A 20,208-nucleotide genomic window follows, 5' to 3' on the forward strand; every position below is an offset into this window, starting at 1 on the left:
CCCGGACACCCACAGTCTTCCTCTCGTCACCGAAGCGGCGTCGCCGTGCGGGGGGTATGCCGATACGGCGCTGATACGCCCAGATCGTCAGGAAAGCAGGTAGCCATGTCGGATGTGCTCATCGACCGACCGGAGCTCGAGAGCCTGGGGCAGTACGAGTTCGGATGGTCCGACTCGGACGTCGCCGGCGCCTCGGCCAAGCGCGGCATCTCCCCGCAGGTCGTCGCCGACATCTCGCGGCGCAAGAGCGAGCCCGAGTGGATGCTCGCCAACCGCATGAAGGGCTACGAGCTCTTCGGCAAGAAGCCCATGCCGACGTGGGGAGCCGACCTGTCCGGCATCGACTTCGACAACATCAAGTACTTCGTGCGCTCCACGGAGAAGCAGGCCCAGACATGGGAGGACCTGCCCGACGACATCAAGAACACGTACGAGCGGCTCGGCATCCCCGAGGCGGAGCGCCAGCGACTCGTCTCCGGCGTCGCGGCCCAGTACGAGTCCGAGGTCGTCTTCCACTCCATCCAGAAGGAGCTCGAGGACCAGGGCGTCATCTTCATGGACACCGACACGGCGCTGCGCGAGCACCCGGACCTGTTCAAGGAGTACTTCGGCACCGTCATCCCCGCGGGCGACAACAAGTTCGCCGCGCTGAACACGGCCGTGTGGTCGGGCGGCTCGTTCGTGTACGTGCCCAAGGGCGTGCACGTCGAGATCCCGCTGCAGGCGTACTTCCGCATCAACACCGAGAACATGGGCCAGTTCGAGCGGACGCTGATCATCGCGGACGAGGGCAGCTACGTTCACTACATCGAGGGCTGCACCGCCCCCATCTACAAGTCCGACTCGCTGCACTCCGCGGTCGTCGAGATCATCGTGAAGAAGGACGCCCGCGTCCGCTACACGACCATCCAGAACTGGTCGAACAACGTCTACAACCTCGTCACCAAGCGGGCGACGGCGGCCGAGGGCGCGACGATGGAGTGGATCGACGGCAACATCGGCTCCAAGGTCACGATGAAGTACCCCTCCATCTACCTCATGGGCGAGCGCGCCAAGGGAGAGACCCTGTCCGTCGCCTTCGCGGGCCCCGGCCAGCACCAGGACGCCGGCGCGAAGATGGTGCACATGGCGCCGTACACGCAGTCGTCGATCGTCTCCAAGTCCATCGCGCGCGGCGGCGGCCGGGCAGGCTACCGCGGCGAGATCCGCGTGGACGCGGCGGCGCACCACTCCGCCAACACGGTCCGCTGCGACGCGCTGCTGGTCGACACGATCTCGCGCTCCGACACGTACCCCGCGATCGACATCCGCGTGGACGACGTCCAGCTCGGGCACGAGGCTACGGTCTCGCGCGTGAGCGAGGAGCAGCTGTTCTACCTGATGAGCCGGGGCATGCCCGAGGACGAGGCCATGGCCATGATCGTCCGCGGCTTCATCGAGCCCATCGCCCGAGAGCTGCCCATGGAGTACGCGCTCGAACTCAACAAGCTCATCGAGATGGGCATGGAAGGATCCGTCGGCTAGATGACGACCCCACTCGCCACCACAGAAGCCCCCGTCCCCGCCGACCAGCACGGCAACCGGGCGCACACCGACGGAGGGTGGGCGGCAGTCCCCATCCAGACCCGCTCCGAGCGCTTCACGTCCACGGACGTCGAGGCCTTCGAAGCGGTCACCGGCCGCGAGGCCGTTTGGAAGCTGACGCCCGTCCGCCGGCTCGACGACCTCATCTCCGGTGACCTCGACGGCTCCCGCTACCCGGTCACGCACAGCGGGGCCGACGGAACGTCCGTCTCCTGGATCCCCCGCGACGATGCACGCATCGGCACCGCGGGAGCCCCGGAGGACCGCGCCCAGGCCAACGCCTGGTCGTCCTTCGGCGAGGTGCTCGCCATCGCGGTCACGGGGGAGGAGCGCGTCACCGTCACGGTCGGCCGCTCCGAGCTCGGGCTCGCGCCGCGCGCCGCGCACACCCTGATCACCGCCGCCCCGTTCAGCCGCGGCGTCGTCATCCTCGACAACGTCGGATCGGCGTCCCTCGTCGAGAACGTCGAGATCGTCGTCGGCGACCAGGCCGAGCTCACGGTCGTCACCGTGCAGCAGTGGGACGACGAGGCGCGCCACCTGGCCGCCCACCAGGCCGTCGTCGGACGTGACGCGAAGCTCAAGCACGTGGTGGTGACGCTCGGCGGATCCATCGTGCGCGTGAACCCCTCGGCCCACCTCTCGAACGAGGGCGCGGACGGCGAGCTCCTCGGCGTGTACTTCGCCGACGCGGGCCAGCACCTCGAGCAGCAGGTGTACGTCGACCACGACGCCCCCAACACCCGCAGCCGGGTCACCTACAAGGGCGCGTTGCAGGGGAAGGGCGCGCGCACCGTGTGGATCGGCGACGTCCTCATCCGCCGCTCGGCGCCCGGCACCGACAGCTACGAGCAGAACCGCAACCTCGTCCTCACGGACGGCACGCGCGCCGACTCCGTCCCGAACCTCGAGATCGAGACCGGCGACATCGCCGGCGCCGGCCACGCGAGCGCCACGGGCCGCTTCGACGACGAGCAGCTGTTCTACCTGCAGGCCCGCGGGATCACCGAGGAGGAGGCGCGTCGCCTCGTCGTCCGCGGCTTCCTCAGCGAGATCGTGCAGCAAATCGGCGTGCCCGACCTGGAGGAGCGGCTGCAGGCCGCCATCGAGGCCGAGCTCTCCGCCAGCACCTCCACGGAGACGATCCGATGACTGCCGTCCGCATCTGCGCGGTCGACGACCTCGACGTGAATGAGGCGCTCCGCATCGAGATCGAGGGCCTCGCCATCGCGCTCGTCAAGGACTCCTCGGGAACGGTGCACGCCATCGGCGACACCTGCACGCACGGCGACATCTCGCTCGCCGAGGGCTTCGTCGAGGGCGACACCCTGGAGTGCTGGGCCCACGGCTCGAAGTTCTCCCTCGAGACGGGCAAGCCGCGCACGCTGCCGGCGTACGAGCCCGTCCCCGTCTACCCCGTGACGATCGTGGACGGCGACATCCACATCGACACCACCCCGAAGAGCTAGAGGAACCGCACGCATGTCAACTCTCACCATCACCGACCTGCACGTCAGCGTCGACACCGAGCAGGGTCGCAAGCAGATCCTCAAGGGCGTCGACCTCACGATCAACGAGGGCGAGATCCACGCGATCATGGGCCCGAACGGCTCCGGCAAGTCCACGCTGGCCTACACGATCGCGGGCCACCCCAAGTACCACGTCGACTCCGGCTCCATCACGCTCGACGGCGTCGAGGTCCTCGACATGACGGTCGACGAGCGCGCCCGTGCAGGCCTGTTCCTGGCCATGCAGTACCCGGTCGAGATCCCCGGCGTCACCACCACTAACTTCCTCCGCACCGCGAAGACCGCGATCGACGGGGAGGCCCCGGCCATCCGCGGCTGGATCAAGGACGTGCGCACGTCGATGGCGGCGCTGAAGATGGATCCCGCGTTCGCCGAGCGCAACGTCAACGAGGGCTTCTCGGGCGGCGAGAAGAAGCGCAACGAGGTGCTGCAGCTCGAGCTGCTCAAGCCGAAGTTCGCCGTGCTCGACGAGACCGACTCCGGCCTCGACGTCGACGCGCTGAAGATCGTGTCCGAAGGCGTCAACCGCGCGAAGGCGAACACGGGCCTCGGGCTCCTGCTCATCACGCACTACACGCGCATCCTCCGCTACATCCAGCCGGACTTCGTGCACGTGTTCGTCGCGGGCCGCGTCGCCGAGCAGGGCGGCCGCGAGCTGGCCGACCGGCTCGAGGACGAGGGCTACGACCGCTTCCTGACGCCCTCGACCACGGTGGACGCGTGAGCACCCAGAGCACGCTGACCCCGCAGAAGTTCGACGAGGTCGAGGAGGCGCTCAAGGACGTCATGGATCCCGAGCTGGGGATCAACGTGGTCGACCTGGGCCTCATCTACGACCTGGCGTGGGACGACGAGAACGACGCCCTCATCATCCACATGACGCTGACGTCCGCGGGCTGCCCGCTCACCGACGTGCTCGAGGAGCAGACCGCCGAGGCGCTCGACGGCGTCGTGGCCGCGTTCCGCATCAACTGGGTGTGGATGCCGCCGTGGGGTCCCGACCGGATCACCGACGACGGCCGCGACATGATGCGGGCGCTCGGCTTCTCCATGTGATCGTCGCCCGACCGCTCGTCCACGACGGCCCCACCCTCCCGGTGGGGCCGTCGTCACGTCTCCCGACCCGCCGCAGGGAGGGCTGCGCCGCCGTCGTCTCGTACACTGGACGGGTCGGGTCCGATGGACGCCCTCGACCGACCGGGCTCGACCCCCTCTGCTGCGGGTCGCCCACCTCCCACGGACCGTGGGACATCCGCTCAACAGAAGGACCTCTCACCGTGCTCGCTGTACACGACCTGGAGCTGCGCGTCGGCGCCCGCGTCCTCATGGAGGACGTCTCGTTCCGGGTGAGCCCGGGGGACAAGATCGGCCTCGTCGGCCGCAACGGCGCGGGCAAGACGACGCTCACCAAGATCCTCGCGGGAGAGGGCCAGCCCACGGGCGGCCGCATCGACCGCTCGGGCGAGATCGGCTACCTGCCGCAGGATCCGCGCTCGGGCAACCCGGAGGACCTGGCCCGCACGCGCATCCTCGACGCCCGCGGGCTCGGGACGCTGTCGCTCGACATGCAGCGCGCGATGCTCGACATGGCGTCGACGGACGACAAGGTCTCCGCGAAGGCGATGAAGGACTACGGCCGGCTCGAGGAGCGCTTCGTCGCGCTCGGCGGGTACGCAGCCGAGGCCGAGGCCGCGTCCATCGCGAGCAACCTCAGCCTGCCCGACCGGATCCTCGACCAGCCGCTCAGCACCCTCTCTGGCGGCCAGCGCCGCCGCATCGAGCTCGCGCGGATCCTGTTCTCCGGCGCCGACACGATGCTCCTCGACGAGCCCACCAACCACCTCGACGCCGACTCCGTCACCTGGCTCCGCGAGTTCCTCAAGGGGTACCAGGGCGGGCTGATCGTGATCAGCCACGACGTCGAGCTCGTCGGCGACACCGTGAACCGCGTCTTCTACCTCGACGCCAACCGCATGGTCATCGACATCTACAACATGGGCTGGAAGCACTACCTGCGCCAGCGCGCCGCCGACGAGGAGCGCCGTAAGAAGGAGCGCGCCAACGTCGAGAAGAAGGCGGGCGTCCTCCAGCTGCAGGCCGCGAAGTTCGGCGCCAAGGCGTCGAAGGCGGCCGCCGCCCACCAAATGGTGCGCCGCGCGGAGAAGATGCTGTCCGGCCTCGAGGAGGTGCGCGCCGTCGACCGCGTCGCCAAGCTCCGCTTCCCCGAGCCCGTCGCCTGCGGGCGCACGCCGCTCATGGCGAGCGACCTCAGCAAGAACTACGGGTCCCTCGAGATCTTCACGGCCGTGGACCTCGCGATCGACCGCGGCAGCAAGGTCGTCATTCTCGGGCTCAACGGCGCGGGCAAGACGACGCTGCTGCGGATCCTCGCGGGCGTCGACGAGCCCGACACGGGCCGGCTCGAGCCCGGCCACGGCCTGCGCATCGGCTACTACGCGCAGGAGCACGAGACCATCGACGTGAAGCGCAGCGTGCTGGAGAACATGGTCTCCTCCTCGCCCGACATCTCCGAGATGGAGGCGCGTCGCGTGCTCGGCTCGTTCCTCTTCACGGGCGACGACTCGGCGAAGCCCGCCGGAGTCCTGTCCGGTGGCGAGAAGACGCGCCTGGCGCTCGCGATGATCGTGGTGTCCGGCGCGAACGTGCTGCTCCTCGACGAGCCCACCAACAACCTCGACCCCGCGAGCCGCGAGGAGATCCTCGGCGCGCTGAACACGTACTCCGGGGCCGTGGTGCTCGTGAGCCACGACTCGGGTGCGGTCGAGGCGCTGAACCCGGAGCGCGTCCTCATCATGCCGGAGGGCACCGAGGACCACTGGAGCCCCGACTACATGGACCTCATCGAGCTCGCCTGACCCGACCAGGCGGGCCGGACACGACCCGTCAGGAGCCCGCGGGGTGTCGGCTCAGCGCGCCTCGTCGAGGATCCGGTCCTCGACGTCGGCGTCCGAGGGCTGCTTGCGGGCCCGCTTGGCCTGACGGGCGCGCTCGCGGTCCTGCTCCTCGGGATCGTCCGCGTTGATGATGCGGTACTCGTTGCGGATCGCGACGCCGAGGCCGACGAACGCGATGATTGCGAACACCAGCCACTGGAACGCGTAGGAGAGGTGCGGGCCCTCGTCCTCCTCGGGGCGCGGCGTCGCGAAGGGGGCGGCGTCGGCGGGGGCGGGATCCTCCGAGATCAGGAGCCCGTACGCGCCCGTGAACGTGGGTGAGCCGACGCGCGCGGCGATGTCGGGCAGGTTGACGGTCGCGATCTGGCCCTCGGGCGCCGAGCGACCCGGCAGCTCCGGCTCGCCCGCCTTGAGGCGCGCCGTGACCGTGACCTCGCCGACGGGCGGGGCGGGGACGGAGTCGGGGGAGTCCTGCGAGTTGCCGATGGGCACCCAGCCCCGGTCGACCACGAACACCCGCCCGTCGTCGAGGCGCAGGGGCGTGAGGACCTCGAAGCCGGGCTGCCCGTTGAAGGGCCGGTTCCGTGCGAGCAGCTGCTGGTCGACCAGGTAGGTGCCGGTCATCGTGACCGGGGTCCACTTCTGCGTGTCGACGTACGCCGACGTGTCGGCGAGCACCTGGTCGACGGGCTGCGGGGCGCGGTCCCAGTTGTCCTCGACCTTGGCGATCTCGGCGAGTGCCTCGTCCCGGCGCGCGAACTGCCAATGGCTGAGGAGGACGCAGGCGATGGCGAAGACCACGGCGACCGCGAGGTACCCGGCCCACCTGCGGTTGAGGACGAAGCGCCAGCGGCTCACGCGATCGCCCCCGCGACGGGTGCGTCGAGCGCGGCGACGCGCACCGGGAAGTCGCGCCCGGCGAGGAAGTCGCGGAGGAAGGCGACGTGCTCGTCGCACGCCGTCCACGTCTTCACCCGGTCGGCCGTGTGGATGCGCGGGTTCCGCCACTCGACGCGCCAGGCGGCATCGGCGCGGCATCCGGCGCGCGAGCATTCGACGACATCGGAGGACGGCCCGGCGGATCCGAGCCCCCAGGAGGCGAGGCCGCTCACGCGCCGGTCGGGGTGTCGGGCGCGGTCGGCCCGCCCGCGGTCGTCGGACGGGGATCCGGGTCGGGCGTCGGCTCGGGCGCGCGTCCGGTCTCGTAGGTCGTGAACGGCTCGGGCGTGGTGAACGGCTCCGACGCGCGGAAGGGCTCGGAGGGGACGAACGGCTCGGCGGGCGGCGGGAAGCCGGAGTGGCGGGCGGAGACGACGACCACGCCGCCGGGACGCTCGACCGCCGTGCCCTGGTTGCCGCCGACGTTCGCGAGGATGACCGCGAAGTAGGGCAGCACGATGGCGCCGATGGCGGCGACGGCCAGCCACCAGCCCTGGAGGAAGAGGCAGGACAGGATGCAGACCATCCGGATGCTCATCGCGATGGTGTACTTCACCATGCGGGCATGGCGGTCCTCCTGCGGGGACCGGGGGAGGCTGGTGACCGACTGCTGCGGAGCTGGCATGCGTGGATGGTGTCCTTCGCAGGGAGCGACGCGCTCCCCATCGAGACCAGGGTACGCCGCCCCACCGGTAGGCTCGTCCGCGTCCGCAAGCCCCCTCCAAGCCGTAATGGAAGGTTCCCCATGAGCACTGCACGCACCGTCGTCGTCACCGGAGGCAACAGGGGGATCGGGTACGCGATCGCCGAGGAGATGCTGCGCCGCGGCCACCGCGTCGCCGTCACCGCCCGCTCCGGCCAGGGACCCGAGGGCAGCCTCACGGTGCGCGCCGACGTCACCGACGCCGCGTCCGTCGACGCCGCGTTCACCGAGGTCGAGGCCGCGTACGGACCCGTCGAGGTCGTCGTCGCGAACGCGGGCATCACGCGCGACACCCTCATGATGCGGATGAGTGACGACGACTTCACCGAGGTGGTCGACACGAACCTGGGCGGCGCCTTCCGCGTCGTCAAGCGCGCATCCAAGGGCATGCTCAAGGCGCGCTTCGGCCGAATCGTCCTCATCTCCAGCGTCGTCGGCCTGTACGGCTCCGGCGGCCAGGTCAACTACGCGGCGTCCAAGAGCGGGCTGGTCGGCCTCGCCCGCTCCGTCACGCGCGAGCTCGGCGGACGCGGGATCACCGCGAACGTGATCGCCCCCGGCTTCATCGAGACCGACATGACCGCCGAGCTGCCCGAGGCCACCGCCGCCGAGTACAAGAAGTCCATCCCGGCCGGCCGCTACGGCACCGCCGCCGAGGTCGCGGGCGTCGTGGCGTGGGTGTCCTCCGACGAGGCCGCGTACATCTCGGGTGCCGTGATCCCCGTCGACGGCGGCCTCGGCATGGGCCACTGACCCCGACGGTCGGGGAGAGCGCCGTGACCGAACTCCTGGCGGCCTGGGACCTCGGTCCCGCCGCGCTCACCGAGCTGGGGGCCACGCACAACCACGCGTACCGGGTCGACGTCGACGGCGGATCCCGCTACCTGCTGCGCCTGCACGTCGCCCGCCGCAAGCAGCACGAGATCGACCTGGAGCTCGACTGGCTCGACGTGCTCGCGTCGCGGGGCTGGCCGTCGGTGCCCGGTCCGCAGCGCACGCGCGACGGCTCCTGGACGGCGACCGTCGAGGTCGCCGTGCCCGACGACGACGAGGTCGGGCTCCGCCGCGCGGTGGTCGGCGCGTCGGGCGGGCGCGTGGAGCGGCGCCTCGCGAGCCTGCTCACGTGGCACGACGGCGAGATGCTGAGCAGCCTCCCGGCCTCGGCGGACGCGGGGCCGTTCGCCGAGACGCTCGCCGCCCTGCACGCGGCGGGTGCGGATCCGGCGGCCGTCGCCCTGGCCGGACAGCGCCGCCGCTACGACGCGGACTACGCGACCACCCGCCTGGAGCGCCTCGTCGAGGGCTACCCGGGCATCATGGCGGACGGCTCCACCGCCGACGCGCTGGGCGGCGCGATCGAGCAGCTCCGCGCCACGCTGGCGGAGGCCGGGCCGCCGATCATGGTGCACGGCGACTACCACCCCGGCAACCTCATCCAGGGGCCGGACGGGGTGTCCGTCATCGACTTCGACCGCTGCGGCCTCGGCCCCGCCGGGCTCGACGTCGCCGCGGCGATCATGTACCTCGCTCCCCGCCAGCGTGCGCAGTTCCACCGCGCCTACACGGCGGCGGGCGGCAGCACGGGCGTCCCGGACGAGCGCTTCGGCGCGTTCATCTTCCTGGCGTACCTCGACAACGTGACGCACCTCGCGAGCCTGCCGTCGGAGCGGGGGCGGATGCCCGCGAACATCGCGCAGCTCACGGCGATCGCCCGGGCGGTCGTCGCGGGCTGAGGGGCGGGGGCGCGTCGGATCGCGGCGCGTCGGGTCGGGTCGCGTCAGCGCGGCAGGCCGAGGAGCGCCAGCACCTGCGCTAGGTCCCGGCGGTCGATGCACACGTCGGCGCGCCGGCGGACGGCGGGCTTCGCGTCGAACGCGACCGCGAGGCCGGCGACGTGCATCATCTCGAGGTCGTTGGCACCGTCGCCGACCGCCACGACGCGGGCCAGCGGGATCCCGAGGTCGCGGCTCCACTCCTCGACGGCAGCGCGCTTCGCGTCGGCGTCGATGACCGGTCCCGAGACGCGTCCGGTGAGGCGCCCCTCGGTCGTCTCCAGCCGGTTGGCGCGCCAGAGGTCGAGCCCGAGGCGCTCGGCCAGCGGATCCAGCAGCTCGTGGAAGCCGCCCGACACGACGGCGACGACGTGGCCGGCCTCGTGCAGCCCCTGGATCATGCGCGCGGCGCCGGGCGTGACCCGGATCCGCGCCCCGACCTGCGCGTGCACCGAGACCGGCAGGCCGGCCAGCGTCGCGACCCGCGAGCGCAGGCTCTCCGCGAAGTCGAGCTCTCCGCGCATCGCCCGCTCGGTGACGGCGGCGACCTCCTCGAGCGAGCCCGCCTCGGCGGCGAGCAGCTCGATCGCCTCGTCCTCGATCAGGGTCGAGTCCACGTCGAGCACCACGAGCATGCGCGGGAGGGCGCGGGCGACGAGCGGCGCCGGCGTGGTGGTCGTCGTCAGCGTGCTGGGGGCGCTCACGGGGTGACGCGCACGCCCTTGCCCACGACGGTGATGCCGCCGTCGGTCACGGTGTAGCCACGGGCGCGGTCGCGGTCGTGGTCGACCCCGACCATGGCGCCGGGCTCGACCTCGACGTCCTTGTCGAGGATCGCGCGGCTGATCACCGCACCCGCCCCGATGTGGACCTTGTCGAACACGATCGAGTCGACGATGCGGGCGCCCGACTCCGCGATGACCCACGGGCCGAGCACGCTGCGCTCGACGTGGGCGCCGCTGATGACGCCGCCGAGCGAGGTGATGGAGTCGATCATCGTGCCCGTGTTGCCCTGCGCGTCGCGGACGAACTTCGCGGGAGGGCTGTTGAGCTGCTGGCTGAAGATCGGCCAGTCCTTGTTGTAGAGGTTGAACACGGGCAGGGCCGAGATGAGGTCCTGGTGCGCGTCGAAGAACGACTCGATGGTGCCGACGTCGCGCCAGTAGTACCGGTCGCGGTCGTTGGCGCCCGGCACCTCGTTGCGGTTGAGGTCGTAGACGCCGGCGTTGCCCTGCTCGACGAACCACGGGACGATGTCGCCGCCCATGTCGTGCGCCGACTCCGCGTTCTCGCCGTCGCGGCGGACGGCGTCGATGAGCTGGTCCGTGTCGAAGACGTAGTTGCCCATGGAGGCCAGCACCTCGCCGGGGGAGTCGTCGAGGCCCTGCGGGTCCTTCGGCTTCTCGAGGAAGGCGCGGATCTGGTACGGGTTCGCGGGATCCACGTCGATGACGCCGAACTGGTCCGCCAGCTCGATGGGCTGGCGGATGGCCGCGACCGTGGCGCCGTGGCCGGATGCGATGTGCGCGTCGATCATCTGGCTGAAGTCCATGCGGTAGACGTGGTCGGCGCCGACCACGACGACGATGTCGGGCTTCTCGTCGTTGATGAGGTTGAGGCTCTGGAGGATCGCGTCGGCCGAGCCGCTGAACCACCGCTTGCCGAGGCGCTGCTGCGCGGGCACCGAGGCGATGTAGGAGTTGAGCATCTGGTTGAGGCGCCAGGTCTGCGACACGTGGCGGTCGAGCGAGTGCGACTTGTACTGCGTCAGCACGACGATCTGCGTGAGCCCCGAGTTGATGAGGTTGGAGAGCGCGAAGTCGATGAGCCGGTACTGCCCGCCGAACGGGACGGCGGGCTTCGCTCGGTCCGCGGTGAGGGGCATGAGCCGCTTGCCCTCGCCGCCGGCGAGCACGATTCCAAAGATCTTCTTCGATGCCATTGCTCCAGCGTAGATGCACGTCGGGGCATGTACTAGCGTTCGACCAATGCGAGCAGACGTGATCACCAAGGAGTATCCGCCCGAGGTCTACGGGGGTGCCGGCGTCCATGTCACGGAGCTCGTCAAGGCCATGCGGCAGCGGACCGAGGTCGTCGTCCGCGCGTTCGGGGCGCCCCGCGAGGAGCCCGGCGTCTTCTCCTACCCCGTCCCGGCGGAGCTCGCGGGCGCCAACGCGACGCTGCAGACGATGGCCGTCGACCTCGCCATCGCGAGCGACGTCGCGGGCGCCGACGTCGTCCACTCGCACACCTGGTACGCGAACCACGCGGGCCACGTCGCGTCGATGCTGCACGGGATTCCGCACGTCGTCACCGCGCACAGCCTCGAGCCGCTGCGCCCCTGGAAGGCCGAGCAGCTGGGCGGCGGCTACCGCGTCTCCAGCTGGATCGAGCGCACCGCGTACGAGGCGGCGGACGCCGTCATCGCCGTGAGCGACGGCATGAAGCGCGACATCCTCCGCTCCTACCCGGCCCTCGACGAGGCCCGGGTGCACACGGTCTACAACGGCATCGACCTCGAGTCGTGGAAGCCCGTGCACGACGACGAGCTCGTGCGCTCGCTCGGCATCGACCCGTCGCGGCCCTCGGTCGTGTTCGTCGGCCGGATCACCCGCCAGAAGGGCCTGCCCTACCTGCTGCGTGCGGCCGCGCTGCTTCCCGCAGACGTGCAGATGGTGCTGTGCGCGGGTGCGCCCGACACCCCGCAGATCATGGAGGAGGTCACGGCCCTCGTCCGCGGCCTGCAGGAGGGGCGCTCCGGCGTGGTGTGGATCGACCGCCTCCTGCCGCGACGCGAGCTGTCCGCCGTGCTCACCGCCGCCACTGTCTTCGTCTGCCCGTCGGTATACGAGCCGCTCGGCATCGTGAACCTCGAGGCCATGGCCTGCGGCGCTCCCGTCGTCGGCACCGCGACGGGCGGGATCCCGGAGGTCGTCGACGACGGCGTCACCGGCCGCCTCGTCCCCATCGACCAGGCGACCGATGGCACGGGCACGCCCACCGACCCCGAGCGCTTCGTCCGCGACCTCGCCGCGACCCTCACCGAGGTGGTTCAGGACCCGGGGACCGCGATGCGCATGGGCGAGGCGGGGCTCGTGCGCGCCGAGCGGGAGTTCGGGTGGGACCGCATCGCCCGCCAGACCGAGGCGATCTACGCGTCGATCCTGCGCTGATCGCCCGGCTCCGGGCCGCCGTCCGGTCCGCCCGGCGCATCCCACCGCCGGGCGGTGCCAGGGGTCCGGGCCGGTAGACTCGTGCGCATGAGCCACGTCCTCTCCCTGTCCGGAGTGTCCTTCGTCCGGAACGGGACGACCATCCTCGACCAGGTGGACTGGACGGTGGACGGCGACGAGCGCTGGGTCGTCCTCGGCCCGAACGGCGCGGGCAAGACGAGCCTCCTGCAGATCGCCTCCGCCATGCAGCACCCGTCCTCCGGCACCGCGACGGTGCTCGACCACGAGCTCGGCCGCGTCGACGTGTTCGAGCTGCGCTCGCGCATCGGCTTCGCGTCCACCGCGATGGCCCGCCGCATCCCCGCCGACGAGACCGTGCTCGACGTGGTGCTCACCGCGGCGTACTCGGTCACCGGCCGCTGGAACGAGGACTACGAGGACATCGACGTGCGTCGCGCCCAGCGCGTCCTCGCCGAGTGGCGCCTCGGCCACCTCGAGCAGCGCCGCTTCGGCACGCTGAGCGACGGCGAGCAGAAGCGCGTGCAGATCGCGCGCTCGATCATGACCGACCCCGAGCTGCTGCTCCTCGACGAGCCGGCCGCGAGCCTCGACCTCGGCGCGCGCGAGGAGCTGCTGCAGCTGCTCGGCGGCTACGCGTCGGCCCCCGAGGCTCCCGGCATCGTCATGGTCACGCACCACGTGGAGGAGATCCCGCGTGGCTTCACGCACGGCCTCCTCCTGCGCGACGGCGCGGTCGTCGCGTCCGGTCCGCTCGGGGATGTGGTGACGGCCGAGAACCTCGGCCGCACCTTCGGCCTCGACCTCGAGGTCATGCAGGTCGACGGGCGCTTCACCGCCCGCGCCAGCCGCCGCTGATCCGCGCGCCGCTCCCGGCGCGCCGACCCGATCCTGGCACCCGTCTGGTAGACTCGTCCACTGGTCCGGTGAACATCCCGGGCACCCACGCTTCCCACGCAGACACCAGAAACGACGAAGGACACCCCGATGAAGACCGATATCCACCCCAAGTACGCCCCCGTCGTCTTCCGCGACCTCGCCTCCGGCGCGACCTTCCTCACGCGCTCCACCGTGAGCAGCTCCAAGACCATCGTCTGGGAGGACGGCAACGAGTACGCCGTCATCGACGTCGAGATCTCGAGCGAGTCGCACCCGTTCTACACGGGCAAGCAGCGCATCATGGACTCCGCGGGCCGCGTCGAGAAGTTCAACTCGCGCTACGCGGGCTTCGGCACCAAGAAGTAGCAGCCTCTCGCTGCAGCACGACGAAGGGCGCCCGGGTCAGGCCGGGCGCCCTTCGTCGTCCCGGGGCGCCGCGCTCGCGTCGGTAGCATCGCCCGGGGGGACCAGTCCTAGGCGCCGACGTGCCGCTCGGGCCAGGCGCCGGAGGTCGTGAAGGCGGGATCCCGCGTGCGCCGCATGTAGTCCTGGAAGCTCTCCGCCTGCACGCGCGACCAGTCGACCTGGCGGTCGTGCAGGTCGAGGACGGGGATGTCGAGCTGGTCGGCGTAGCGCCCCGCGATGGCCTGGGCGACCCGGCCGGCCGCGATGGCGTCCGCGCCCGCGTCGTGCGCGTCGTCGAGCCGGACGCCGTAGTGCTCGGCGGCGACGGACAGGGTGCGCTTGCCGCGGCGGTAGGTGTCCACGGCCTTGTCGATGACGAGCGGGTCGATGACGGGGCCGGTGTCGCGCAGCGGCTCGACCCCGTGGCGCACGGCCTCGCGGTTGAGGAGCGTGAGGTCGTAGGGCGCGTTGTAGACGACGAGCGCGAGACCGCGCGCGAACATCTCGCGGATGGTGGTGACGATCTCGAGGACGACCGCGCCGGCGTCGCGACCCTCGGCCCGGGCGCGCTCCGTCGTGACGCCGTGGATGGCCGCTGCGCCCGCGGGGATCTCGACGCCGGGATCCGCGAGCCAGTCGTGCCGCTCGACGACCTCGCCCTGTGCGTCGAGCACGACGATGCACGCCGTGACGATGCGCGCGGTCTCGACGTCCACCCCCGTCGTCTCGAGGTCGAACGAGGCCAGGGTGTCGTGCCAGCGGGAGCTCATCCTGTAGATGCTACGGGCGACCGCCGATGGTGGGCGCACCCATGTGCAGCCAGTAGAAGCTCTGCGTCGCGAGCGTCAGCGTGAGGCGTCCGTCGTTGCCGACCGTCGGGAAGACGCCGCCGCCGAAGAGGTCGTACAGCTGGGATCCCGCGAAGTCGGACGCGTCGATCGTGACCGAGACCGGGTTGTGCGCGAACGAGAACACGCACAGCACGTCCTCCGCGCGGTCGCCGAAGTGCGTGCCGCTGCCCTCGTAGGAGCGCACGAAGGCGAGGACGCTCTCGTGGTCGGTCGGCAGGACCGTGATGGTGCCCTGGCCGAAGACCGGGTGGGCCTTGCGGACGTGGATCACGTTCCGCACCCAGTGCAGCAGCGAGCGCGACTGCGCCAGCTGCGACTCCACGTTGATCTGCGCGTAGTTGTAGACGAGCGACTGCACGACGGGGAGGTAGAGCTTGCCCGGGTCGGCGGTCGAGAACCCGGCGTTGCGGTCGGGGGTCCACTGCATGGGCGTGCGCGAGGCGTCGCGGTCCGGCAGCCAGATGTTGTCGCCCATGCCGATCTCGTCGCCGTAGTAGAGGAACGGGCTGCCGGGCAGGGAGAACAGGAGCGCGTGCACGAGCTCGAGCTCGGCGCGCGAGTTGTCGAGGAGCGGGGCCAGGCGGCGCCGGATGCCGATGTTGACGCGCATCCGCGGGTCGTAGGCGTACCAGCCGTACATCGCCTGGCGGTACTCCTCGCTCACCATCTCGAGCGTGAGCTCGTCGTGGTTGCGGAGGAAGACGCCCCATGCGGCGCCCTCCGGGATATCGAACGTCTCGCCCATGATCCGCTTCAGCTCGTCCGCGGTCTGCGAGCGGAGGGAGTAGAAGATGCGCGGCATGATCGGGAAGTCGAACGCCATGTGGCACTCGGGCTCCTCCTCGGTGCCGAGGAACGCGGAGACCTCGCGGGGCCATTGGTTGGCCTCGGCGATGAGGATGCGGCCCGGGTACTCCTCGTCGACCATCGCGCGCAGGCGCTTGAGGAACTCGTGCGTGGCGGGCTCGCCCTCGCCGTTGCCCTCCTCGGTCTCGTAGAGGTAGGGGATCGCGTCGAGGCGCAGGCCGTCGACGCCCATGTCGAGCCAGTGGCGGATGACCCCGTAGATCGCCTCGTGCACCTTCGGGTTGTCGAAGTTAAGGTCGGGCTGGTGCGAGAAGAATCGGTGGAAGAAGAACTGGCGGCGCACCGGGTCGAAGGTCCAGTTGGACTCCTCGGTGTCGACGAAGATGACGCGGATGTCCTCGTACTTCTCGTCGGTGTCGCTCCAGACGTAGAAGTCGCCGTAGGGGCCCTCCGGGTCGGACCGGGACTGCTGGAACCACTCGTGCTGGTCGGAGGTGTGGTTCATCACGAGGTCGATGACGATGCGCATGTTGCGCTCGTGCGACTTGGTGACGAGCTCCTTGAAGTCGTCGAGGGTGCCGAACTCGGGGAGCACGGCCATGTAGTCGCTGATGTCGTAACCGCCGTCGCGGAGGGGCGACTGGAAGAAGGGCGGGAGCCACAGGCCGTCGATGCCGAGCCACTGCAGGTAGTCGAGCTTCGAGATGAGGCCCTGGATGTCGCCCGTGCCGTCGCCGTTCGAGTCGACGAACGAGCGGATCATCACCTCGTAGAAGACCGAGCGCTTGTACCACTGCTTGTCGAGGGTGAGGCCGGGCAGGGTGATGGGGGCGGTGAAGCTCACTGTTCTCCTCATGGGCCCGACGGGGGCGTCGACTCGGGGCGGGGATGCTCGCTCGCAACTCTAGGCGTAGGCGCGGGAGGCCGGGCGGGCGGAGCCCGGCGCGCCCGGGGGCGCCGGCGGCCCCCGCTCGTAGACTCGTCCCCGATGACCGTCCCCTCGCCCTACGCCGCCCAGCTCGACCGCATCCCCGTGGTCCGCCGAACCCTCGACCTCCTCGGGAGCCGCACCGCCTGGTGGGAGTACGGGCCGGCCGACGCCGCGCAGACGCTCGTCGTCGTGCACGGGTTCCGCGGGGACCACCACGGGCTGGAGCCGGTCGTGGCGCAGCTGCCGGGCGTGCGGATCCTCTCGCCCGACCTGCCCGGCTTCGGGGACTCGACGCCGCTCGTCGACGCCCGGCACGACATCCCCGGCTACTCCGCGTGGCTGCGCGCGTTCGTCGACGCGACCGGCACGGGGGACGCCACCGTGCTCGGCCACTCGTTCGGGTCGATCGTGGTCGCGGCGTCGCTCGCGGACGGCCTGCCGAGCCCGCGCGCGATCCTCGTGAACCCCATCGCGGCGCCCGCGCTCGAGGGGCCGCGGGGGATCCTGACCCGGCTCGCCGTGCTCTACTACCGCGCCGCCGCCGTGCTGCCCGAGCGCGCGGGCTTCGGCCTGCTGCGCAACCGCGCCATCGTGCGCGTGATGAGCGAGGCGATGGCGAAGACGCACGACCGGTCGCTCCGCCGGTGGATCAACGACCAGCACGACCGGTTCTTCAGCGCCTTCAGCGACCGCCGCGTCGTGCTCGAGGCGTTCCGCGCGTCGGTGTCGTCGGATGCCAGCACGTACGCGCCGCGCGTCGCCGTCCCCGTGCTGCTCGTGGCGGCCGAGCGCGACGACATCACTCCCGTCGCCGCGCAGCACCGGCTGCAGAGGCTCTTCGCGGACGCGCGGCTCGAGGTGATCCCGCGGGTCGGGCACCTCATCCACTACGAGACGCCCCGGGAGGCGGCCGCTGCCATCCGCCGGTTCCTGGACGAGGGGAGCGCGTCGTGAGGCTCGTGTTCGACTGCCGGTACACCCGCATCGGCCGGCACGACGGGATCAGCCGCTACGGCGCCGAGCTGGTCGCCCGGCTGGGCTCGCGCTTCGACGTGACCATGCTCATCAGCGACCACCGCCAGCTCGCGCTCCTGCCGGACCTGCCGTGGCAGCTGGTCAGCTCGCCGACCGGGCCCCGCGAGCCCTGGGTCGCGCGACGCGTCTCGCGCATGCGGCCCGACGTCGTCTACAGCCCCATGCAGACCATGGGCTCGCGGGGGCGCACCTACCCGCTCGTGCTCACGCTGCACGACCTCATCTACTACCGGCACCGGCGTCCGCCGCGCGACCTGCCCGCGCCCGTGCGCGCGATCTGGCGGGCGTTCCACCTCGCGTGGTGGCCGCAGCGGCTGCTGCTCGACCGGGCCGACGCGATCGTGACCGTGAGCGAGACGACGCGCGGCCTGATCCGCGCGCACCGGCTGACCACGCGGCCCGTGGTCGTCGTGCCGAACGCGGCGGAGCTCGCGGCGGCGCCCGACGGTCGCCCGGACGGTCCGCGCGACGCGCCCGCCGAGCGGACCCTCGTCTACATGGGCTCGTACATGCCGTACAAGAACGTCGAGACCCTCGTGCGCGCGGCCGACGACCTGCCCGACCACGAGCTGCACCTCATGAGCCGCATCGGGCCCGCCGAGCGCGAGCGCCTGGAGGCGATCGCGGACGGGGCGCGGCTCGTGTTCCGCGACGGGGCGAGCGACGCCGAGTACGCGTCCACCCTCCGCCGCGCGATGGCGCTCCTAACCGCGTCGCGCGACGAGGGCTTCGGGATCCCCGTGATCGAGGCGATGAGCGTCGGCCTCCCCGTGGTGGTCAGCGACATCCCGATCTTCCGCGAGATCGGCGGCGACGCGGCCGTGTACGTGGACCCGGACGACGCCGAGGGGTTCGCCGCGGCCGTGCGCGCGCTGGAGGACCCGCAGGAGTGGCGGCGGCGGTCGGCGGCGTGCATCGCCCGCGCCGTCGAGTACGACTGGGACCGGTCGGCCGAGGCGCTCGGCGACCTCCTCGAGCAGGTCGCCCGCACGGGGCGTCGCGGGGCCTGAGCCCGGCGGGGACACCGTCCGCCCGGCCGGGGGAGCGGCCGCGGCCCCGGCCGAGGCTCGGTCTCAGGCCCGGCGGGCCGGGTCGAGGTCGGCGATCGACCCGAGGTCCGCGATGCCGCCGAAGCGCAGCAGCGACAGCTCGCCGTCGACCACGCCGAACGTGTGCGTCGAGCCGTTCTCGATCATGGGACCCGGGCGGCCGACGAGCGACGCGTCGAGGCTGCGGGCGAGCGCCGCGATGACGCCGCCGTGCGACACGGCGATGATCGACCCGCCGGGGTGCCGCTCGGCGAGGCGGAGGAGCGCTGCTCCCGCGCGCTCGGTGACGGACTCCACGGTCTCGCGGCCGGGCACGTCGCCGTCCGGGAAGCGCGCCTCGATCTCCGTGTGGGTCAGGCCCTCCGCGAGGCCGTAGCGGCGCTCGGCCAGCGCAGGCTCCGGCAGCGGACCCGTCGTGGGCGCACCGCCGAGGGCGAGGTGCTCCGCGATGATCGACGCGGTCTCGAAGGCGCGGCTCAGCGGGCTCGCGTGCACCGCATCCCATCCCGCGCCGCCCTCCGCGAGCAGCGCGCCCGCGGTCGCGGCCTGCGCGCGGCCGGTGTCGTCGAGCGGGATGTCGCTGGATCCCTGCACGCGCCGCTCCACGTTCCACGCGGTGCGGCCGTGGCGGACGAGCACGATGCGCGTCACGACGCGAGCTCCGTCGCGATGGTGCGGAGGATCTCGCTCGTGCCGCCCTCGAGCCGCACCGTGGCCCGGGTGTCGCCCTTGGTGGTGCCGCGGTTGAGGATCACGATCGGCATGCGGCTCCTCCGCGCGATCTCCAGCAGGCGGATGCCGGAGTTGACCGCGAGGGACGACCCGGCGATGAGGAGCACGTCCGCGTCCGAGACGATGGCGCTCGCCTCGCGGAACCGCTCGGTGGGCACGAGCTCGCCGAAGAAGACCACGTCGGGCTTGAGCATGCCGCCGCAGACGCTGCAGACGGGGATGCGGAACCGGTCGACGTCGTGCACCTGCGCGTCGCCGTCCGGGTTGAGCTCGACCGCGTCGGGCTGGTCGAGCCACGGGTTCTCGGCGCTGATGCGGTCGGCGATCGCGGAGCGCGCGTAGGCCTGGCCGCAGTCGAGGCAGAGGACCCGGTCGAGCGAGCCGTGCAGGTCGACCACCCGCCGGGATCCGGCGCGCTCGTGCAGGCCGTCCACGTTCTGCGTGACGAGACCGCCCACGACGCCGGCGGCCTCGAGGTCGGCGAGCGCCGCGTGCCCGTCGTTGGGCCGGGCCGAGCTGAAGGCCTTCCAGCCGAGGTGCCCGCCCGCCCAGTAGCGGCGGCGGAAGTCGTCGCCCTCGCTGCGGAACTGCTGGAAGGTCATGGGGTTGCGCTTCGGGGCGCCCTCGCCGCGGTAGTCGGGGATGCCCGAGTCGGTGCTGAGGCCGGCGCCCGTGAGGACGGCGGTGCGGCGGCCGCGCATCAGCTCGACCGCCTCGACGATCGTCGACCCCGCGGGGGGTCGGGGATCGTCACGGAGAGCGGTGCTCATGGGGCCTCCCGGTGCCGAGCTGGCGCCGTGCCATGTCGGCGGGCGGCGACGGGGCAGGGCATCATTGTCCTGTCGAGTCTAGACAGCGCATCCCCGCGACGGCACCGCGCGATGAG

At 71.4% G+C, this 20,208-nt stretch carries 22 protein-coding genes; 13 read left to right on the top strand and 9 right to left on the bottom strand.

All coding sequences use genetic code 11. The features are described from left to right. Positions 1 to 105: 105 nt before the first annotated feature. The 6 genes from sufB to HDR73_RS04440 all read left to right on the top strand — a co-directional run bounded on the left by sufB (position 106) and on the right by HDR73_RS04440 (position 5,989). Positions 106 to 1,524: a Fe-S cluster assembly protein SufB gene (sufB, locus tag HDR73_RS04415; RefSeq protein WP_012299303.1), complete on the top strand. Its 1,419-nt coding sequence runs from the start codon at positions 106 to 108 to the stop codon at positions 1,522 to 1,524. Beyond that, positions 1,525 to 2,736, top strand: a complete 1,212-nt coding sequence (gene sufD / locus HDR73_RS04420) for a Fe-S cluster assembly protein SufD (protein ID WP_012299302.1) — start codon at positions 1,525 to 1,527, stop codon at positions 2,734 to 2,736. After that, on the top strand, positions 2,733 to 3,053 hold the full coding sequence (locus HDR73_RS04425; RefSeq protein WP_012299301.1) for a non-heme iron oxygenase ferredoxin subunit: 321 nt from the start codon (positions 2,733 to 2,735) through the stop codon (positions 3,051 to 3,053). Before sufD ends, HDR73_RS04425 begins: the two co-directional genes overlap by 4 nt. Before the next feature lie 13 nt (positions 3,054 to 3,066). Next, on the top strand, positions 3,067 to 3,837 hold the full coding sequence (sufC, locus tag HDR73_RS04430) for a Fe-S cluster assembly ATPase SufC (protein ID WP_012299300.1): 771 nt from the start codon (positions 3,067 to 3,069) through the stop codon (positions 3,835 to 3,837). Next, positions 3,834 to 4,169: a metal-sulfur cluster assembly factor gene (locus HDR73_RS04435; protein WP_012299299.1), complete on the top strand. Its 336-nt coding sequence runs from the start codon at positions 3,834 to 3,836 to the stop codon at positions 4,167 to 4,169. Before sufC ends, HDR73_RS04435 begins: the two co-directional genes overlap by 4 nt. 221 nt (positions 4,170 to 4,390) lie before the next feature. After that, the gene (locus HDR73_RS04440) at positions 4,391 to 5,989 is read left to right on the top strand and encodes an ABC-F family ATP-binding cassette domain-containing protein (RefSeq protein ID WP_012299298.1); all 1,599 of its coding nucleotides are present in this window, start codon (positions 4,391 to 4,393) and stop codon (positions 5,987 to 5,989) included. 51 nt (positions 5,990 to 6,040) lie between these two features. Here HDR73_RS04440 and HDR73_RS04445 read toward each other — a convergent pair whose 3' ends face one another. From HDR73_RS04445 to HDR73_RS04455, 3 genes are read right to left on the bottom strand one after another with little or no spacing between them, the layout of a single operon-like run. Then, positions 6,041 to 6,886 carry an SURF1 family cytochrome oxidase biogenesis protein gene (locus tag HDR73_RS04445; RefSeq protein WP_012299297.1) on the bottom strand — a complete coding sequence of 282 codons (846 nt, stop codon included), beginning with the start codon at positions 6,884 to 6,886 and terminating at the stop codon, positions 6,041 to 6,043. Next, the gene (locus HDR73_RS04450) at positions 6,883 to 7,140 is read right to left on the bottom strand and encodes a hypothetical protein (RefSeq protein ID WP_012299296.1); all 258 of its coding nucleotides are present in this window, start codon (positions 7,138 to 7,140) and stop codon (positions 6,883 to 6,885) included. Before HDR73_RS04450 ends, HDR73_RS04445 begins: the two co-directional genes overlap by 4 nt. Continuing rightward, positions 7,137 to 7,592, bottom strand: coding sequence for a DUF3099 domain-containing protein (locus tag HDR73_RS04455; protein ID WP_012299295.1), 456 nt, complete (start codon positions 7,590 to 7,592; stop codon positions 7,137 to 7,139). The genes HDR73_RS04450 and HDR73_RS04455 overlap by 4 nt, the downstream gene beginning before the upstream one ends. A gap of 120 nt (positions 7,593 to 7,712) precedes the next feature. Between HDR73_RS04455 and fabG the strand changes: the two genes are divergently transcribed. Together fabG and HDR73_RS04465 are read left to right on the top strand one after the other, a co-directional pair. Beyond that, positions 7,713 to 8,423 carry a 3-oxoacyl-ACP reductase FabG gene (fabG, locus tag HDR73_RS04460; protein ID WP_012299294.1) on the top strand — a complete coding sequence of 237 codons (711 nt, stop codon included), beginning with the start codon at positions 7,713 to 7,715 and terminating at the stop codon, positions 8,421 to 8,423. Positions 8,424 to 8,446: 23 nt separating this feature from the next. Then, on the top strand, positions 8,447 to 9,403 hold the full coding sequence (locus HDR73_RS04465) for a phosphotransferase enzyme family protein (protein ID WP_012299293.1): 957 nt from the start codon (positions 8,447 to 8,449) through the stop codon (positions 9,401 to 9,403). 44 nt (positions 9,404 to 9,447) lie between these two features. Here the strand turns inward: HDR73_RS04465 and serB are convergent, their stop codons facing one another. Next, a complete protein-coding gene (gene serB, locus HDR73_RS04470) occupies positions 9,448 to 10,146 on the bottom strand; it encodes a phosphoserine phosphatase SerB (protein WP_012299292.1) in 699 nt (232 codons plus the stop codon). Next, complete coding sequence (locus HDR73_RS04475; RefSeq protein WP_287136272.1) at positions 10,143 to 11,384, bottom strand: glucose-1-phosphate adenylyltransferase; 1,242 nt, start codon at positions 11,382 to 11,384, stop codon at positions 10,143 to 10,145. Before HDR73_RS04475 ends, serB begins: the two co-directional genes overlap by 4 nt. A gap of 46 nt (positions 11,385 to 11,430) precedes the next feature. Here HDR73_RS04475 and glgA point away from each other — a divergent pair, with 46 nt between their 5' ends. From glgA to HDR73_RS04490, 3 genes are all read left to right on the top strand, one after another. Beyond that, complete coding sequence (gene glgA / locus HDR73_RS04480; RefSeq protein ID WP_012299290.1) at positions 11,431 to 12,615, top strand: glycogen synthase; 1,185 nt, start codon at positions 11,431 to 11,433, stop codon at positions 12,613 to 12,615. Positions 12,616 to 12,702: 87 nt separating this feature from the next. Further along, a complete protein-coding gene (locus HDR73_RS04485; RefSeq protein ID WP_041464601.1) occupies positions 12,703 to 13,491 on the top strand; it encodes an ABC transporter ATP-binding protein in 789 nt (262 codons plus the stop codon). Between the two features lie 129 nt (positions 13,492 to 13,620). Continuing rightward, entirely contained in the window at positions 13,621 to 13,878 is a 258-nt protein-coding gene (locus HDR73_RS04490) for a type B 50S ribosomal protein L31 (protein WP_012299288.1), read from the top strand. 107 nt (positions 13,879 to 13,985) lie between these two features. On the opposite strand, the gene HDR73_RS04495 is transcribed toward HDR73_RS04490, so the two are convergent. Continuing rightward, the gene (locus HDR73_RS04495) at positions 13,986 to 14,687 is read right to left on the bottom strand and encodes a 3'-5' exonuclease (RefSeq protein WP_012299287.1); all 702 of its coding nucleotides are present in this window, start codon (positions 14,685 to 14,687) and stop codon (positions 13,986 to 13,988) included. A gap of 10 nt (positions 14,688 to 14,697) precedes the next feature. After that, positions 14,698 to 16,431: a maltose alpha-D-glucosyltransferase gene (gene treS / locus HDR73_RS04500; protein ID WP_408912493.1), complete on the bottom strand. Its 1,734-nt coding sequence runs from the start codon at positions 16,429 to 16,431 to the stop codon at positions 14,698 to 14,700. 132 nt (positions 16,432 to 16,563) lie between these two features. Between treS and HDR73_RS04505 the strand changes: the two genes are divergently transcribed. Next, positions 16,564 to 17,460, top strand: a complete 897-nt coding sequence (locus tag HDR73_RS04505; RefSeq protein WP_012299285.1) for an alpha/beta fold hydrolase — start codon at positions 16,564 to 16,566, stop codon at positions 17,458 to 17,460. Then, positions 17,457 to 18,551: a glycosyltransferase family 4 protein gene (locus tag HDR73_RS04510; protein WP_012299284.1), complete on the top strand. Its 1,095-nt coding sequence runs from the start codon at positions 17,457 to 17,459 to the stop codon at positions 18,549 to 18,551. The genes HDR73_RS04505 and HDR73_RS04510 overlap by 4 nt, the downstream gene beginning before the upstream one ends. Positions 18,552 to 18,614: 63 nt before the next feature. On the opposite strand, the gene HDR73_RS04515 is transcribed toward HDR73_RS04510, so the two are convergent. Continuing rightward, the gene (locus HDR73_RS04515; RefSeq protein WP_012299283.1) at positions 18,615 to 19,241 is read right to left on the bottom strand and encodes a histidine phosphatase family protein; all 627 of its coding nucleotides are present in this window, start codon (positions 19,239 to 19,241) and stop codon (positions 18,615 to 18,617) included. Then, the gene (locus tag HDR73_RS04520; protein WP_012299282.1) at positions 19,238 to 20,092 is read right to left on the bottom strand and encodes a Sir2 family NAD-dependent protein deacetylase; all 855 of its coding nucleotides are present in this window, start codon (positions 20,090 to 20,092) and stop codon (positions 19,238 to 19,240) included. Before HDR73_RS04520 ends, HDR73_RS04515 begins: the two co-directional genes overlap by 4 nt. Positions 20,093 to 20,208 lie beyond the last annotated feature (116 nt).

Origin of the sequence: Clavibacter sp., assembly GCF_014802555.1 — a bacterium.
Classification (GTDB): Bacteria; Actinomycetota; Actinomycetes; order Actinomycetales; family Microbacteriaceae; genus Clavibacter; species Clavibacter sepedonicus.